Source organism: Paenibacillus mesotrionivorans (assembly GCF_046098205.1).
In the GTDB taxonomy this organism is placed as follows: domain Bacteria; phylum Bacillota; class Bacilli; order Paenibacillales; family NBRC-103111; genus Paenibacillus_AR; species Paenibacillus_AR mesotrionivorans.
Genome location: NZ_JBJURJ010000001.1, coordinates 130586 through 146234 on the forward strand (window position 1 = coordinate 130586; position 15649 = coordinate 146234).

General features: G+C 51.8%; 14 protein-coding genes. 2 read left to right on the forward strand and 12 right to left on the reverse strand.

The genetic code is table 11. The features are described 5' to 3' along the window. Positions 1–45: 45 nt before the first annotated feature. From ACI1P1_RS00625 to ACI1P1_RS00660, 8 genes are all read right to left on the reverse strand, one after another. Complete coding sequence (locus tag ACI1P1_RS00625) at positions 46–1161, reverse strand: glycoside hydrolase family 88/105 protein (protein WP_416214415.1); 1116 nt, start codon at positions 1159–1161, stop codon at positions 46–48. An 18-nt stretch (positions 1162–1179) separates the two neighbouring features. Continuing rightward, positions 1180–2820: an extracellular solute-binding protein gene (locus ACI1P1_RS00630; protein WP_416214416.1), complete on the reverse strand. Its 1641-nt coding sequence runs from the start codon at positions 2818–2820 to the stop codon at positions 1180–1182. A gap of 35 nt (positions 2821–2855) precedes the next feature. Then, a complete protein-coding gene (locus ACI1P1_RS00635) occupies positions 2856–3728 on the reverse strand; it encodes a carbohydrate ABC transporter permease (protein WP_416214417.1) in 873 nt (290 codons plus the stop codon). A 19-nt stretch (positions 3729–3747) separates the two neighbouring features. Further along, entirely contained in the window at positions 3748–4704 is a 957-nt protein-coding gene (locus ACI1P1_RS00640) for an ABC transporter permease (RefSeq protein WP_416214418.1), read from the reverse strand. A gap of 204 nt (positions 4705–4908) precedes the next feature. After that, on the reverse strand, positions 4909–5247 hold the full coding sequence (locus tag ACI1P1_RS00645; protein ID WP_416214419.1) for an LSm family protein: 339 nt from the start codon (positions 5245–5247) through the stop codon (positions 4909–4911). Between the two features lie 25 nt (positions 5248–5272). After that, the gene (locus ACI1P1_RS00650; protein ID WP_416214420.1) at positions 5273–6091 is read right to left on the reverse strand and encodes an ABC transporter permease; all 819 of its coding nucleotides are present in this window, start codon (positions 6089–6091) and stop codon (positions 5273–5275) included. Then, positions 6088–6891, reverse strand: a complete 804-nt coding sequence (locus ACI1P1_RS00655; protein ID WP_416214421.1) for an ABC transporter ATP-binding protein — start codon at positions 6889–6891, stop codon at positions 6088–6090. The genes ACI1P1_RS00650 and ACI1P1_RS00655 overlap by 4 nt, the downstream gene beginning before the upstream one ends. Before the next feature lie 118 nt (positions 6892–7009). After that, complete coding sequence (locus ACI1P1_RS00660; RefSeq protein WP_416214422.1) at positions 7010–8011, reverse strand: ABC transporter substrate-binding protein; 1002 nt, start codon at positions 8009–8011, stop codon at positions 7010–7012. 162 nt (positions 8012–8173) lie between these two features. On the opposite strand from ACI1P1_RS00660, the gene ACI1P1_RS00665 reads away from it, so the two are divergent. Continuing rightward, complete coding sequence (locus tag ACI1P1_RS00665) at positions 8174–8518, forward strand: cupin domain-containing protein (RefSeq protein ID WP_416214423.1); 345 nt, start codon at positions 8174–8176, stop codon at positions 8516–8518. 84 nt (positions 8519–8602) lie between these two features. Here the strand turns inward: ACI1P1_RS00665 and ACI1P1_RS00670 are convergent, their stop codons facing one another. Both ACI1P1_RS00670 and ACI1P1_RS00675 read right to left on the reverse strand, forming a co-directional pair. Beyond that, positions 8603–8932 (reverse strand): iron-sulfur cluster biosynthesis family protein, encoded by a 330-nt coding sequence (locus ACI1P1_RS00670; RefSeq protein WP_416214424.1) that lies wholly within the window; start codon positions 8930–8932, stop codon positions 8603–8605. A gap of 301 nt (positions 8933–9233) precedes the next feature. Next, positions 9234–10748 carry a carboxypeptidase M32 gene (locus tag ACI1P1_RS00675; RefSeq protein ID WP_416214425.1) on the reverse strand — a complete coding sequence of 505 codons (1515 nt, stop codon included), beginning with the start codon at positions 10746–10748 and terminating at the stop codon, positions 9234–9236. 143 nt (positions 10749–10891) lie between these two features. Between ACI1P1_RS00675 and ACI1P1_RS00680 the strand changes: the two genes are divergently transcribed. Then, complete coding sequence (locus tag ACI1P1_RS00680; protein WP_416214426.1) at positions 10892–11476, forward strand: beta-class carbonic anhydrase; 585 nt, start codon at positions 10892–10894, stop codon at positions 11474–11476. 70 nt (positions 11477–11546) lie between these two features. Here ACI1P1_RS00680 and ACI1P1_RS00685 read toward each other — a convergent pair whose 3' ends face one another. Next, positions 11547–13001: an S-layer homology domain-containing protein gene (locus ACI1P1_RS00685; RefSeq protein ID WP_416214427.1), complete on the reverse strand. Its 1455-nt coding sequence runs from the start codon at positions 12999–13001 to the stop codon at positions 11547–11549. A gap of 69 nt (positions 13002–13070) precedes the next feature. Continuing rightward, complete coding sequence (locus ACI1P1_RS00690; protein WP_416214428.1) at positions 13071–15632, reverse strand: hypothetical protein; 2562 nt, start codon at positions 15630–15632, stop codon at positions 13071–13073. Between the last annotated feature and the right edge of the window lie 17 nt (positions 15633–15649).

Sequence of the window (15649 nt, forward strand, 5' to 3'; positions counted from 1 at the left end):
TACTGGGAAGGAAGCGCACCACATCAGCGTTCCGGTTTAGCTGTATTATTTTAGAGCTTCATACAAAGCAATAAGAGTGAGGGACTGACCGTATGCCATGGGCATGATGGTGATGTTTCGATAATGCTCCTTGTCCATTCCCATCCCGGTTCCGGCCGATACATTCAGCACGGTTCCGTCTTCGCTGATATTTTGGCAGACCGCCTCAATGGCCTTGTCCGCAACAGCCTGATAGGAGGAATCCAGAAGACCGGTTTTGATGCCTTTGAGGATACCCGCGGCAATGGCAGCCGATCCGGATACCTCTTCGTAGCTGGTCGGGTCCTGCAGAACCGTATGCCAGAGACCTGAAGCGGCTTGGAGTGGAACCAAGGCATTGACCTGAGCCTTATACGTATCCACCAGGAATTGACGAACGCCCGGGTTCAGCGTATCCGCGCAGGTTTCCAAATAATCCACCAAGCCGTAGGTAAACCAGGAATTGCCGCGGCACCAGAAGATGCTGCCGAAGTTATCGTTGCGCTCGAAGCTCCAGCCATGGAAGAACAGTCCGGTATGCTTGTCGTACAGGTATTTGATATGAATCAGGATTTGGCGTACCGCTTCCTGCTCCCACTCTGGCCGGTTGAACTTGCGTCCCGCCTGGTTCAGGAACAGCACCGCCATAAAGAGGGTATCAATCCACAGCTGCCCGTTGTGCAGGTGGACGCCGTCCCGGTTGCCGATGGCAGTGACGGTATGCTGGAAGCCGCCCTCTTTGGTTTTCGGCAGCTCATGGATGAGCCAGTCCGCATGCTCCCGGCATAACTGCTCCAGCGGTTCGGATGCTTCAAGCTGGTCCAGGAGCAGAACCAAAGCCAGGTAAGGGGCAGTAGTGTTAATGTTCTTGGAGGGCAGACCCGCCTCCAGATTGCGGGAATACCAGTGCCGGAAGAATTCCGTGTACCGGTTGCCGCCGTCGGACTTCTGCAGCTTATACAAACCATATAGGCCAACTCCCTGGGGCCAGTCCCATTCCTCAATGCCGAAATCCCGTTGGACAATTCCCTTTTTGGTATCGGCGTGGACGACAGTTTTATCCTTCTCGTAGTCGCTGCCGCCCAGGTTCATAAGCCTGTCCACGACCAGTTCGATCTTTTGCAGCAGGTATTCATTTGTCATGATTATATACTCCTTCTCTTACTTGTGTTGGGAACGGACCAGGTCCAGGATGTCCTTGCCAAGGAAAGCTCTGTCCTTATTCTCTTTATACCAGGTATTCATGAATTCCTCAATTTGCTTGCCGCCGCCTCTTTCCCAGGCTGCCTTGGCATCCGCTACGGCTTGCTCAGGGGTATACTTGGGCCCGCCAATAATACCTTTGGTAAAAATGTCCTTCATTTCCTTGTCCACATTGGTATTAACTACGACCAAATCGCTGGGCAGGGTAGGCATATGCTCATAATGGCTCAGTGCAGGATACTGGGCGTCGGGATTCAGCAGGAATTCGTCGGCTTTCTTCAGCATCTCCAGACCTGCCTTCTGGTCGGGATCACTCACATCAAAGGCCGTAGTGGAGATCAAGAGCGGATTCTCCGGGATGGAGTAAAACATGGAGTAGTCCGCAGCCCAATCCAGCTCCTTGGCATTCTTGGCAGGATCAATCACCTTGGGGAAGCCGTCTGCACCCTTCTTCCAATGCTCTCCTTCCACACCTTTCTTGAGAATCAGACTGGTCTCCGGCTTGATAATGAAATTAATGTATTCCATAGCCGCCTTGGGATTTTTGGCCGCAGCATTGATTACTGTGGTCATTTGCACCGGATTCACCACATGGTGGACGTATTGTCCCATAGCAGACTTGGGCTGCGCCATCGGTGCGATCTCCGCCTCCGGAACAACCTTTTTGAGGGTTTTGACATCCGTAACTGTATTCTCAAACCAGTTGGTGATTGCTGGTGGCAGATAAACGCCAACTTTGCCGTTCAGAAAATCCTGCTTGGCTTTGGCTCCATTCTTGTCCGCCAGGTAATCCTTATCGATAAGTCCTTCCTCAAACATCTTCTTTTTGAATTTCAGGGATTCCAGGGTATTGTCCCAGGTTCTTACAATTTTGTCGTCACTGGAGATTTTCCAGCCGTAGGAGCCGAACATGGAATCCACCATGCCGTCCGAGGTGTAGCTCATATTGGTTCCGTACGTATCCTTCTTCCCGTTGCCGTCAGGATCCTGCTCTACGAAAGCCTTCAGAACCACAAGCAATTCGTCGGTGGTTTTGGGAACCTCCAGCTTCAGCTTCTTCAGCCAATCCATCCGGATAAAGGCTACGCTCTGCAGATGGGGTTCATTGATTTTGCCGATTTCGTAAAGCTTGCCGTCCGGCTTGGTGCCGATTTTGCGGAGCTGGGGATATTTCTCCAGCAGCTTCTCATATTCAGGCGCATATTTCAAATAATCGTCCAGCGGCATCAGCTGCTTCTGCTGGTACAAGGAATTCCGGAACCCCGTATCATAATCATTGACAATATCAGGCGCACTGCCCGATGCGAACAGCACATTCAGCTTCTTCACTGCTTCTGCCCGGGCAATCGGCACATACTTGGCCGTTACGGGAGAATGCTCATTGATCCACTTGGTCCAGCGGTTGTCCTCAACGGTTCCCTCCGCTGCGGGAATATTACCTCTGTCATAGTTGGAAACCGTAATTGTAGCTTTTTCTTCGGTTTTCCCTTTTGTTCCTTCTTCCTTTTGGCTGCAGCCCACTGCCCCAGCCGCCATCACCGCCGACAACCCCAATGCCACCGTGACCTTCATTTTTGTTGCAGATGATTGTCTTTCCATGTGGAGTCCCCCTTAATCTATGATTGATTGCATGACTACCCTTTGATAGAGCCAAGCATAATCCCCTTGACAAAATACTTCTGCAGGAACGGATATACTGCCAGCATCGGCACAACCATGACCATAACGCCAACCGCCTTCAGCTTTTCAGACACCATTTCCTGCTGCTGCATCATATCCATGGCCGACACGTTGAAGTTTCCTTGAATCTGCAGCATACCCTGGACGATCACAGTCAAATTCTGCAGGTTCGTCTTGTTGATGTAAAGGATGACGCTCATGAACATGTTCCAGTAACCGACGCCATAGAACAGCGTCAGTGTAGCCAGCATGGGGAGAGACAACGGCAGGATGATGCGTGTAAGGAGCTGAACCTCGCCGCAGCCGTCGATCTGGGCGGAATCCGCCACTTCCCCCGGGATGCTCTCAAAGTAGCTTTTCATAATCAGCATATTATACGTGCTGATCAGCCCGCCAAACCAGAGGGACCAGTAGGTATTGGTCAAATGCAGGTTGTTCATGACCAGATAAGTGGGGATCATGCCGCCCCCGAAAAGCATGGTGAACAATGCGGCCGTTGTAATTGGCTTGCGGGCATAAAGATACTGGCGGGACAAGGGATACGCCGTCAGTACAGTGGCCAACATGCTCAACAAGGTTCCGAATATGGTAATGGTGACACTGTTTGTGAAGGCGCGGAGGGCTGGTGTATTCTCGAAAAAGTATCTGTACACGGTGAAATCAAGCCCCACTGGCCAGAACCAGACCTGCCCCAGATCAACGGCATGTCCCGAGCTTACGGACAATGCAATCAGATGCAGGAAAGGCAGGATACAGGTGAGCGAAATCAGGATTAAAACGATATGAATGAAGACGACAAACACTTTTCCGCCTGTGGATTCCTTCAAGAGGATGTCCCTCCTTTCCTTAGAATAGTCCCTGATCGAATTTACGGGCTAGCGCATTGGCAGACAGTACTAGCACCAGGCCGACAAAGGATTCGAACAACCCCATGGCTGTGGTTAAGCCAAACTGGGCCTGCTGAAGCCCCACCTTGTACACGTAGGTGCTGATGACCTCCGCTTTCTCCAGGACCGTAGGATTCTGCAGATTGTAAACCTGGTCAAACCCTACCTCCATCAGGCGGCCCATACCAAGGATCAAGAGCAGGATAATGGTAGAACGGATGCCCGGCAGGGTGATATGCCAAATTTGTCTCAGCTTGCCTGCGCCGTCCATCCCGGCGGATTCGTACAAGCTGGGATCAATACCGGCAAGAGCGGCAAGATAGATAATGGCGCCGAAGCCCATTTCCTTCCACATGCCGGAGCCGATAAAGATGGCAACCCATGAGTTGGCGCGGTACAGGAACGGAACCGGCTCCATCCCCCAATGACCCAGCAGCTTGTTGATGGTGCCGCCGTCAATGGAGAACAGGGTCAGTACAACCCCGGCCACAATGACCCAGGACAAAAAGTGAGGCAGGTAAATGATGGTTTGAATCCAGCGCTTCAGCCAGTTTTTGCGGACCTCATTCAAAGCAATGGCGATAATAATCGGCGCAGGGAATCCGAAGATCAGATTCAGAATGCTCAGGGTCAGCGTGTTCCAGATGATTTGCAGCGTAACATGGGACTGGAACAAAATTTCGAAGTATTTCCACCCTACCCATGGACTGTGCAATATGCCGTCATGGAAATTGTAATTTTTGAAAGCGATCACAAGACCGCCCATAGGCAAATAACGGAAGATCAGATAATAGAGGATTCCCGGTATAAGCATGATAAATAGCGGGATATTCTGCTTGAACCGCTTTGTCTGGTAAAATGCCTCTTTGGCTGCCGGCACTTGCCCCGTTCCGACAGCGGGTGGCGCTGTTTTCATGGTCTCTCCTTCTTTCTGCGGAATTTCGTTGTTGGATGGGATGTTTATAATGTACCGCGTTTTTGTCATTCCGGGCCTTAAGAATCTTTAGGTGTTTCTATACGATTTTTGTTTCCCTTCAGAGCGGTTTCAACAAAAACAGCAAAAACCTGCGGAGATTCCGCAGGTTTCGATGGCGATTGATAAGCCGGAGTATGCAATCGGTCAGGTCAACAAGGTAATGGCCAGCAAATTGTACAGAACCAGCGGCAGGATGGCCCCGCCGGGATTTACCGGACCCGGACCATAAAAGCCGCCGTAGGGAAAAAACCGTTTGTTCAATTCTTCATCCTGGGCAAGGCTCAAGTATACATTTCCGTCGTCGATAAAGACGATAATCCCTTCATATTCATGCCCGTCTATGGTTTTTACCATAACGTGGCGGTTCATTAACCGCTGCTTGCAGATGCCGTGCAGCTTTTCCCGTACCCCTTTAGCTGCCTCCACATGCTGATTGTCCGCCTGGTACACCACTTGACCGGGGGTATAAACGTTATTAGACATGATTCCCTCTCCTTTTTGATTGTATTTACCAGCGGTTGTTGAGCCGGTTCTCCAGCCACGCCACAGCCTGATACATCAAGGCGGCAACTACGGCAATCACCAGCAGGCTGGCAATCACCAGGGTAAAATTGAACACCTGAAAGCCATATATGATCAAGTAGCCCAACCCTTGCTTGGAAACCAGAAACTCGCCGACGATCACGCCGACCCAGGCCAGCCCTACGTTCACCTTGAGAGTGGAGACAATAGTAGGCACCGAAGCGGGAAAAACGGCCTTCCGGAAAATCTGCGATTTGCCTCCGCCGAACACCCGGATCACCCGCAGATAATTGGTATCCACTTCCTTGAAGCTGGAGTACACCACCAACGTGGTGATGATAACGGTGATAGCCAGTGTCATTCCGATAATAGAGGTATAGCCGGGACCCAGGCCCACGATAAACAGCGGCCCCAATGCCACCTTGGGCAGGCTGTTCAACACGACGATGTAAGGGTCCAGCACACGCTCCAGAAAGGGGGACCACCAGATCAGCACCGCCAATGCTGTTCCCGCCACCGTTCCCAGGATAAATCCTACCAAAGTCTCCCACACAGTAGCGCCGATATGGGGAAGCATCTCGCCGGTGGAAATTTGCTCGTACAAGAGAGTGAAGATCTTGCTGGGATAACTGAACAGCAGCACGTCAATCCACTTCAGCCGCCCGGCCAGCTCCCATAAGCCAAAGGCGCCCAACAGAATCAGAAGCTGGGTCAGGCGGACGAGACGGTTGCGTTTCTTTTGCGCCGCGCGGTATTCCTCCCAGACACGGCGTGAAAGGGACAGGTGTACAGAGGACTCCTTCATGGCCCGGGACCTCCCTTCCGCTCCACGGCATCCTTCTCTATAGCCTCGAATTCCTGCCAGATGGTATGAAACAGCGGATGAAACCCCTCCGCCTCCCTGGCCAGAAACGGCGATTCATTGCGGATTGCCTCTGGAACTGCTACTTCTCTGCGGGTCCGGCCGGGATTGCGGTCCAAGATTATGATTCTGTCACTCATGGCAATGGCCTCGGAGATATCATGGGTGACCAGCACTGCCGTTTTCCCGTGTTTCTTCAGGGTCATGGCTACCAGATCCTCTAGTTGCAGCTTGGTTTGGTAATCCAGAGCGGAGAACGGCTCATCCAGCAGCAGGATATCCGGCTTCACTGCAAGGGTTCTCACCAGCGCCACCCGTTGGCGCATTCCCCCGGAGAGCTGGGAGGGATAACGTTGGAGGGTGTCCGCCAGCCCCATTTCCTCCAGAAGATGAAGGGTGTATTCCTTGGATTCCGGTGTAATCGCCTTGCGGAGCTCCAAGCCCAGAAGTGCATTGTCCCAGATGGTACGCCACGGGAACAGATAATCCTGCTGGAGCATGTAGCCGATATGCGGCGACGGCCCCTCCAAAAGGGCTCCATTGACCTCCACCTTCCCGTCTGCAGGCTTGAAGAGTCCCGCCATAATGGACAGCAATGTGGTTTTGCCGCAGCCGCTGGGGCCGACAATACTGACGAATTCTCCATCCTTCAGGGTAAAATTAATGCCCTCCAACGCCAGCGTGGCGCCTTGCTTGTTGACATAAACATGTGTAACATCCTTCAAGCGGACTGAAGAGCCCATGGGAACGCCAGCCTCCAATCTACAGATCCCCGCAAAGTGATGCCTATTCACTGTTGCTTTTCCGGGTACTTTGCGGGGCCTTCAAATTTCTATTCCATAACCATTCACCCAACCATACCTACTTCGCGGCTTTTTCGGCAAAGGAATTGTTCACCAGGTCCGCCAGGGGGACTCGGGTTTTCAATTCTCCTGCCGCCTCCATTACATCCTGGAGATTCTTCCACTCTGCTTCATCAATGATAGGGTCGGTGGCAAAGGAGCCCTGCTCCTTATAACGCTTCACCACACCCTCCACCACTGCTTTATCCGTGTTGGGGAAGTAGCTGATGATGGCTTCCGCTATCTCCGGTACGGACTTGGACTCTACCCATTTTTGAGCCTTATGGATAGCATTGGTGAATTTTTGCACGGTGTCGGAATTTTTCGTAATGTAGCTTTTTTTGGACATAAATACCGTGTAGGGGAGCTTGCCGCTTTCCTTGCCGAAGGAGGCGATAACATAGCCTTTGCCTTCCTTTTCGATCACTGTGGCCTGAGGCTCAAACAGCTGGACATAATCTCCCGTCCCGGAGGTGAAGGCCGCGGGGATATTGGCGAAGTCCACATTCTGGATCAGATTCAGATCCTTCTGGGGATTAATACCCTTTTTCTTCAGGGTAAATTCCCCGGCCATCTGCGGCATACCGCCCTTGCGCTGTCCAAGGAAGGTGACCCCTTTCAGCGAGCTCCAGTCGAAGTTCGGGACAGGCTTGCGGGAAACCAGGAAGGTCCCGTCCGTCTGGGTCAATTGGGCAAAGTTAATCAGCGGGTCATCTGCCCCTTGGTTGCGGACATAAATGGTGGATTCCGCTCCAACCAGCGCCACATCAATCTGACCGGACAAAAGGGCTGTGGAGACCTTATCTCCGCCGGCGATGGTTTGGAACTCCACCTTCAGCCCCTCCTCCTCGAAGAAGCCCTGGGACAAAGCCACATACTGCGGCGCATAAAAAATGGAACGGGTTACCTCTGCCAGCCGCACAGTGGTTGAACCCTCCTCCTTCTTCTCTCCGCAAGCCGCCAGCCCCGCGGACAGAGCCAATACAAAAGCTACGGACAGCAAACCGGCTTTCCTTTTCATTGGTGTTCCTCCCTGATGGAATGTTTCGTTTCTCCATCCTATGCATGTGCCCATAGGCGGGTGAAAAACTTTTTGAAAACACTCTTGTGATGTGCGTCACAAAGTCATCCTTGTATGACTGTACAATGTACTTGTAGCGATAGGAAAAGGAGAGTGGAGTAAATGGAGAAGAAAACAATCCGTGAGTTCCAAGAGTTTCCGGAGGGCCGGTTTACCAAGCGGCTTCTATTTAAAGAAGAAGGCCATGTCATATTCCTGTTGAATTTCGGCCCTGGGCAGCAGCTGCCGACTCATAAGCATCCGGGGGCGGACGTATATATCCTGCAGCTGGAGGGTGAAGGAGCCGTTACCGTTAACGGTACGGAATCGGCCCTTGGCAGCGGCGAGGTCGTTCGGGTAACTGGAGATGAGGAATTCTCCTACACCAGCGGCGGAAACGGCAATTCCACGCTGTATGTAACTCTGATCAATATCCCCGCACCGAACTACGCCGAGAATATTGGGTAAAACTTTTTCAATACAATGAAATAAAAAAAGCCCGGCCTCTTCCGTACTGGAAAAGGACCGGGCTTTCGGTTTACATATAAACGGTTATACGGCTTGCTTTCGCAAATCCTTCACCGGCACATTGGTGCTGAACACGGAATCATCACTGCTGACCTTATATACCGGAAAAACAGGATCCGCCTCCACATTCATGAGCTCATCAAATAATGGCGCCTGCTGACGGTCTATGAAGATGGAGAATGGCGTCGCCTGCACCTGAATATCTGTGGGATAGGGCTGATCCAGCACCTGCAGTACCAATACGCCGTTGCAGCCGCAGTCCTCCGTATCATAGAAGAGCTTAAGGATGCCCTCCTGATCGCCCATCGCCTGCTTGATTTTGTCCGTGGTGTGTGGATTCATCCGCACTTCCATGTTTCATCGCCTCCCGGTCCATTCTAACCTTCCGAGTGAGTGGTTATGGCGAATAAATATTCATCGAGTTTCATTCCTTACCGGGAAAGGAGCGCCTTGGATGCTCAAACACGTTTTGTCGGCCTTGATTGGATTAGAATTGTAAGGGTTCAAAGCCGCCAAAAAACTCGCCCTCAAAGCATATCCTTCCGGAGCCAGTTTTCCTAAAGGAAAACTCTCAACTCCTTTCCCTCCCAGTCATTTCACATGAACATTTATTCACCAATATGCCTTTGTCGGATAGGCAACTAGATGAATGTAATTACAGCTTATAAATCTCCTTATACTTCTCCGTCAGATAGTCCACCAGATAATCCGGGCTCAGCTCCTCACCCGTTACACGGGTTACAATTTCACCCGGCGTATGGAGCATGCCGTATTGGTAGATCTCGTTAGCCAGCCATGCCTTGATGGGCAGCAGATTTCCTTTGGCGATGAGCGCCTCTGCCTCCGGCAGCTTCTTCAGCAGGGTATGCCGGATCTGCGCGGCGTACATGTTGCCCAAGGCATAGGACGGGAAGTATCCGAAGGAGCCGCCGGACCAATGCACATCCTGCAATACACCTTCTCCGGCATTAGGCGGGACAATCCCCAGATACTCCTTATACTTGGCATTCCACACCTCCGGCAGATCCGCCACCTTGACGGTGCCGTTGAACAATGCCTTTTCAATCTCATAACGGATCATAATATGGAGGTTGTATGTCAGCTCATCCGCTTCAATGCGGATCAGCGAAGGTTTCACTTCATTAATCGCCCGATAGAAGTCCTCCGCGGCCACACCATCGAACTGGCCATTGAAGATACGCTGCAGGTCGGGATAATACCGGGACCAAAAGGCCTTGCTCCGGCCCACCATGTTCTCCCAGAAGCGGGATTGGGATTCATGGATGCCCATGGATGTTCCCGAGCACAGGTTCGTACCCTCCAGCTCCTTCATAATATTCTGTTCGTACAACGCATGCCCGCCTTCATGGATGGTGCCGAACAAGGCGCTGACCACATCCTCTGGCAGGTAACGGGTGGTGACCCGGACGTCTCCCGGATTAAGCCCGGTGGCAAAGGGATGCACCGTCTCATCCAGACGGCCTGCGTCAAAATCATAGCCCATTTCTTTCAGGATAAACAGGCTGAAGGCCTTTTGCTGCTCCTTCGGGAAGGTCTGTTGGAGAAAGGAGGTGTCCGGCTTATGCTCCGCATGGACAATCGCCTCCACCAACGGCACCAGCTTGCTGCGCAAAGCGCCGAACAGCCGGTCCAGCTTCTCCTCTGTCATACCCGGCTCATACATATCCAGCAGGGTGTTATATTTAGAGCCCTCATACCCCCACAGCTCAATAAACTCCTGGTTGAAGGCCACGATGCGCTCCAGATAAGGCTGGAAGGTTGCCCAGTCGGAGTTTTCCTTGGCCTCCTCCCATGCCGATTCTGCTTGCGAGGTAAGCACAACGTATTCCTGATACCGCTCCGGCGGGATTTTTTTGCTGCGGTCGTATTCCTTACGGCTTTCGCTGATCATCTTCCGGCTTATGGCATCCAGCTTCTCTGCATGTTCCGGTTTTTCCAGAGTGTCCAGGTACCCGCCCATTTCATCAGACACGGTGAGCTTGAACATTTCACCGGACAGCACCCCCACCACCTGGGAGCGGCTCTCCACGCCCTTCTTCGGAAGGCCGGTCCGCATATCCCAATAAATCAGCCCAACAGCTTCCTGATAGCTGCGAATTTTGGCTACCAGTTCACGGTAACCCTTTAATACCGATTCAAAATCAGCCATACCTTGTGATCCCACCTTGCCCGTTTTAAAATTATGATACGTTTTTTTAAAATCCTTTTCAACTGAAGCGGGTTTTGTGATAGAATACTCATTAAAATATTTTGTATGGATCATGTATAATTATGCAGTTGGGGGGCTTCGCCATGTCGCGCATCACGGACATCCTGAACCATAATCAAACCTTTGTACAAGAAGGGCAATACAAGGAATATGTCACTGACAAATTTCCGGACAAAAAAATCGTCATTCTGACCTGCATGGATACCCGTCTGGTGGAGCTTTTGCCCAAAGCTATGAACCTGCGCAACGGCGACGCCAAAATCATCAAGTGCGCCGGCGCCATCGTCTCCCATCCCTTCGGGAGCATTATGCGCAGCATCCTGGTGGCCGTGTACGAGCTGGGCGCAACGGAGGTATTCGTGGTCGGGCATTATGACTGCGGCATGACCGGACTCAGCTCCGGAGAGGTGCTGGAGAAGGCCAAACAACGGGGCATCCAACCCGAGGTGCTGGAAACCATCGCCCATTCCGGCATTGACCTGGAGCGTTGGCTCACCGGCTTCGGCAAAGCCCAGGAGGGTGTAGTCAAAAGCGTCTCCCTGATCAAGAACCATCCCCTCCTGCCCAAAGAAATCCTCGTCCACGGGCTTATTATTGACCCTACCACCGGCAGGCTGGACCTGCTGTCGGAGGACGGGATTACCGCGGCAGAACAACAGAAGGAATAAAAGGAACACCCCTGCTGCAAGCTTGCGCTTGTGCGGGGGTGTTGTTGTGAGCAGCCGTATGAGGATAAGCCTATTTGCCCTCTGTTACTTCAATGGTTTTAACGACAGTGCTTACCTTGGCATATATATTTTGGGCTGTGATGACAATGGTGTTTTTACCTTCTTGCAGGTTTAGCTGTTTCGAAAAAACACCGAGTACGTCAGGCTCCACCATTTGGCCATCCACATACACTATTGCGTTCTCGTCGTTCACATCCTTTACAGTACCAGAAACCGTGATTGTTTTGGATTTTGTGCTGGCGGGAATTGAATTTAGATTCAGCACGGGGGCAGGAGGAGTGAATAGGATTTCCTTAGTGAGTTCGGCAATTCTCCCGTCGCTTGCAACCACCTTGTACCGGAATTTATTCACACCTTCCTCCAGACTTACATCCTTATTAAAATCTCCACCTCTAAGGACGTTTACTTTTTCATCGTTCACATACAGATCTGGCAGCGTATTGGTTTCTTCATAAGATACCTTGCCTGCCAGATTTATTTTGTTTTTGGTGGCTGTTTCAACTGGGCTGTATAGGCTGATTTGAGGAACAGCCCGTTCGTAAACCAGCTTTCTACGGATAAAATGTACATTGGCTGAAGGGGAGCGAATGGCAATAACTATTTCGTAAGCACCTTCATTGAACACCCTCAACTGCGCCTGGAAAGCGCCGTTTTCCACCTGGAGCTTTTGTCCGTTCAGGATCACTTCTGCTCCCTCTCCTACCGTTCCGTTAACCTCAAAAACATCTGTTTTAATTTGTGTAGGAAGATTGATCTGCGGGATTTGTCCCGTGCTTTCCTCTGAAAGCAGAACGGCCCGGTACATGATGCTGGCCACCTCTGCCCTTGTAATGGAGGCTTTGGGGGCGAACATGCGGTTAGCTTGTCCCTGAACAAGCTTCAACTCCACGGCAGCAGCAACTGCATCGCGGTACTCCTCCGCAATCTGACCGGCGTCCCGGAAGGTGCTGTCCAAAGCAGCCGGATCCGTCCGCTCCGGTCCGGTATATCCCAGTATCCGGACTAACGCAGCCGCAAACTCTTCACGGGTAACTGGTGTTGTGGGCTTATATTCTGTATCCTCCCCTAAGGCAGGGCCAGGATAGATCCCGCGGACGGCCTCAATGTAGGGGACAGACCATCTGTCCGGCTGGATATCCGTATAGGAGGATACCCGGTTGCCGGTGTTCCATTCCAAGGAAAAGGACCTTGCCAATAAGGCGGCAAACTCTTCACGTGTCATACTATTACCCGGCTTAAAGGTGGAGTCGTCATAACCGTTGATTATGCCATATTGAGTCATATTATATATGGCGTTGGCCGCCCAATGATTGCCTACATCCCGGAATACCGCATTCGTGACGATTGGAGTAGTCCCCAGCTCCAATATGGGCTCAGCATGTTCCTCCGCATAGGAGACAGAAGCCGGTATGAATAAATGAACGGCCAGAATCCATGAGGCTATCTTTTTCAAGTGAATGCTCATCAAGCTCCCCCCAAGTGAAATAGGACGAGGCACAGACCTTTAACTGTGCCCCGCCTCACGGCTAAGCCGTTAATTCAAATTAATCGTTATTTCCCCCAGATACCGGACAGCATTTTCGAATTTTTCATAGACCTTGATGCGATTTCCTTCGGTAAAGCTGTCCAGGTCCTTGATATCTGACAATGGAACTTGCAGGGACTGCTTTACATCCACATCGTCGGTGCTCTGGAAGGAGCCTGTTCCCTCAAGAGGAATATCAAAGGTCTTCACAATGACATTCTCTGCATCCTCCACCTCAAAATACAAGGAACGGTTTGTGGAATTATGCAAGGTGTCGCTTAATTTCTCCAGCTTGTACCGGAATTTAAAAAAGTATCCGCCGGAGCTCATCACTCTTTCCATAGCACCAATTTTGACGTTAAAGGGGAAAACCGATTCATTGATGACCCATGTTTCCCCATTCAACGGCCCAGGCTGATTAGACGAGATGCTGATTTTGTACTTATGGGCTGGTGAGAAAATTTGATCTTTGATTTGGGGGCCAAAAACCACATATGCATTTTTGTCCAACACACCGAACGGCAGTGTCGCGTACAACGTGGTCATGGCCTGGCCATCCTTGTTCAACTTTCCAGTTGGGGTAGAAGCAGCCAGTTCGTAAACTTCACCATTGGAGGTTTCCAGGTAGCCCACATACGGCACTACGCTGCCGCTGCGGTTCATCAGATTCTTCTGGTTAATCCGTACCGCTACCGTGTCACTGGAATCTCCCTTGGTCAAGCTTCTGTATTGCTTGACCTCCACTACCGCTCCTGTAGATACCCGGCTAGGGTCGGACACCATCCAAGTATTGTTTAAGGTCACTGTGGAAACAGCTTCATCCTGGAGCATGTAATTCACACGCAGCCATTCCTTCTTCTTCGAAACGGTGCCGCCGCTTTCTGTGCCTTCGCCTAGAATCAGCTTCCCGGAGTACATTTCCATATCGTAGGGGACAGTGGCGAATACATACAGAGTCGCCTTTTGACCCGCATTGATGTAAGCGGAGGTTTGCACAGCCTTGACGGTGGCATCTACCGTGTTTTTGCCGTCATAATAACCGCCGTACAGGGCAGGAAGCTTGACGGATTCGGATTGCAGGTTGTGCACTTGAACCTCGCTCATCAGGATATCATCCCCGGAGCCGCTCTTCAGGCGATACGAAGCGTTCAGATTAATCTCCAGCTTGCCAACAGAGGTGGCATAAATAGAGCTTCCGCTCTCCACGGGAGCACCGGTTCCAGCATCAGCAGGCAGATTGGCGACAAATACAGGGACACTGACAGAGGCGGATTTCGCCTCCATCACCACCAGTTGAACTGCAGAGCTGTCAATGCCGGTGGGCAGGACGCCGCTGTAATAATACGTAGTGCTTTCCCCCGGAGCCAGGTAATCCGGATGGGACGCGGAATCCTCAGCGGCCACAGTCAAGGTGCTGCCATTGGACTGGTAAAAAGCAGTCAGAGCAGGCACGCTGACAGCCTTGCTGCCGTCATTCTTCAGGGTATAGACACTTTCTGCAGAGACGCCGTCCGCTCTTGGGGCTACGCTAACCGATTCAATTGTTGCTGTCAGTCCACTGCGGTTGGAGGAGTCGGCTTGCAGCTCCCCTTGGTTGTAGGCAGTAATATATCCGCCAATGGGAAGGGATTCCAAAACCGCAGCTGTACTGGTGGTAGAGGCATTGGTGCTGCTGGCGGTTGTGCCGTTGGAACCGTTGGATGCATTATTGCCGCTGTTTGCCGAAGTTGTAGCAGCCTTTTTGCTGAAGTCGATAGAAAGGGCACCGTTCAAGGACAGCTCGCCTACCGGGAATTCAAGGACGACTGTGGCTTTCTGGTGAGGCAGGAGCATCACGTCGCCGCCGTACACAACGGAGCCGCTGAAGGTCAAGCCTTCTGCGTTTTTGAGTCCGGCTTGCAGCGCGGTCGGGAGCTTGAAGCTGCCCGTTCCCAGATTCTCTACCGTCAGCTCCGCATACACGTTCCAGTTATCCTTGGCATAAGCATGGTACGCCCGCTGCAGCTCAAAGTTTACCAAGGCATCGGTGGCATAGCTGCTGTCCACTTCACCCAGCGCCACGATAGCTGAGGGCTTCGCCGTTTGGCTGGCTTCTGCCGCGGCAGCGACAGAAAGCATGCCGATAGAGCGGATATAACCGCTGACCTTCAGATCCCAGGCATATATTTCCACCTTTAATTGGTCCAGACTGACGCTGGCGGGTAGTTTGGCGGAATACTTCACCTGCTTGGTGCTATGGGCAGGAACCCGGGAGCTGATTTTCTCCGTCAATTCCACTCCGTAGCGGTTGCCAGCTTCATCTCGGACCGCCACTCCGTATTGGTTCATATCCACTACATAATCCGAATCATTCACCAATTCCACTGTAAAGCGGAAGGAGCTTTTTTCGCTTCCGGCGGACAACTGGACCTTTTCCAAGGTATAGTAAACATTGGAATCCAGGAACACGCCCTCCTTGCCGGCTTCCGCTCTGTTCCCCCATACCGGGAGCAGCATGGCCAGTGCCAGGACAAAAGCCAAGGCACCGCTCCAAATCCGTTTATGCTTGCTGAATAGCTGGTTTTTCGTCAAAGGGTTCTACCTCCTGT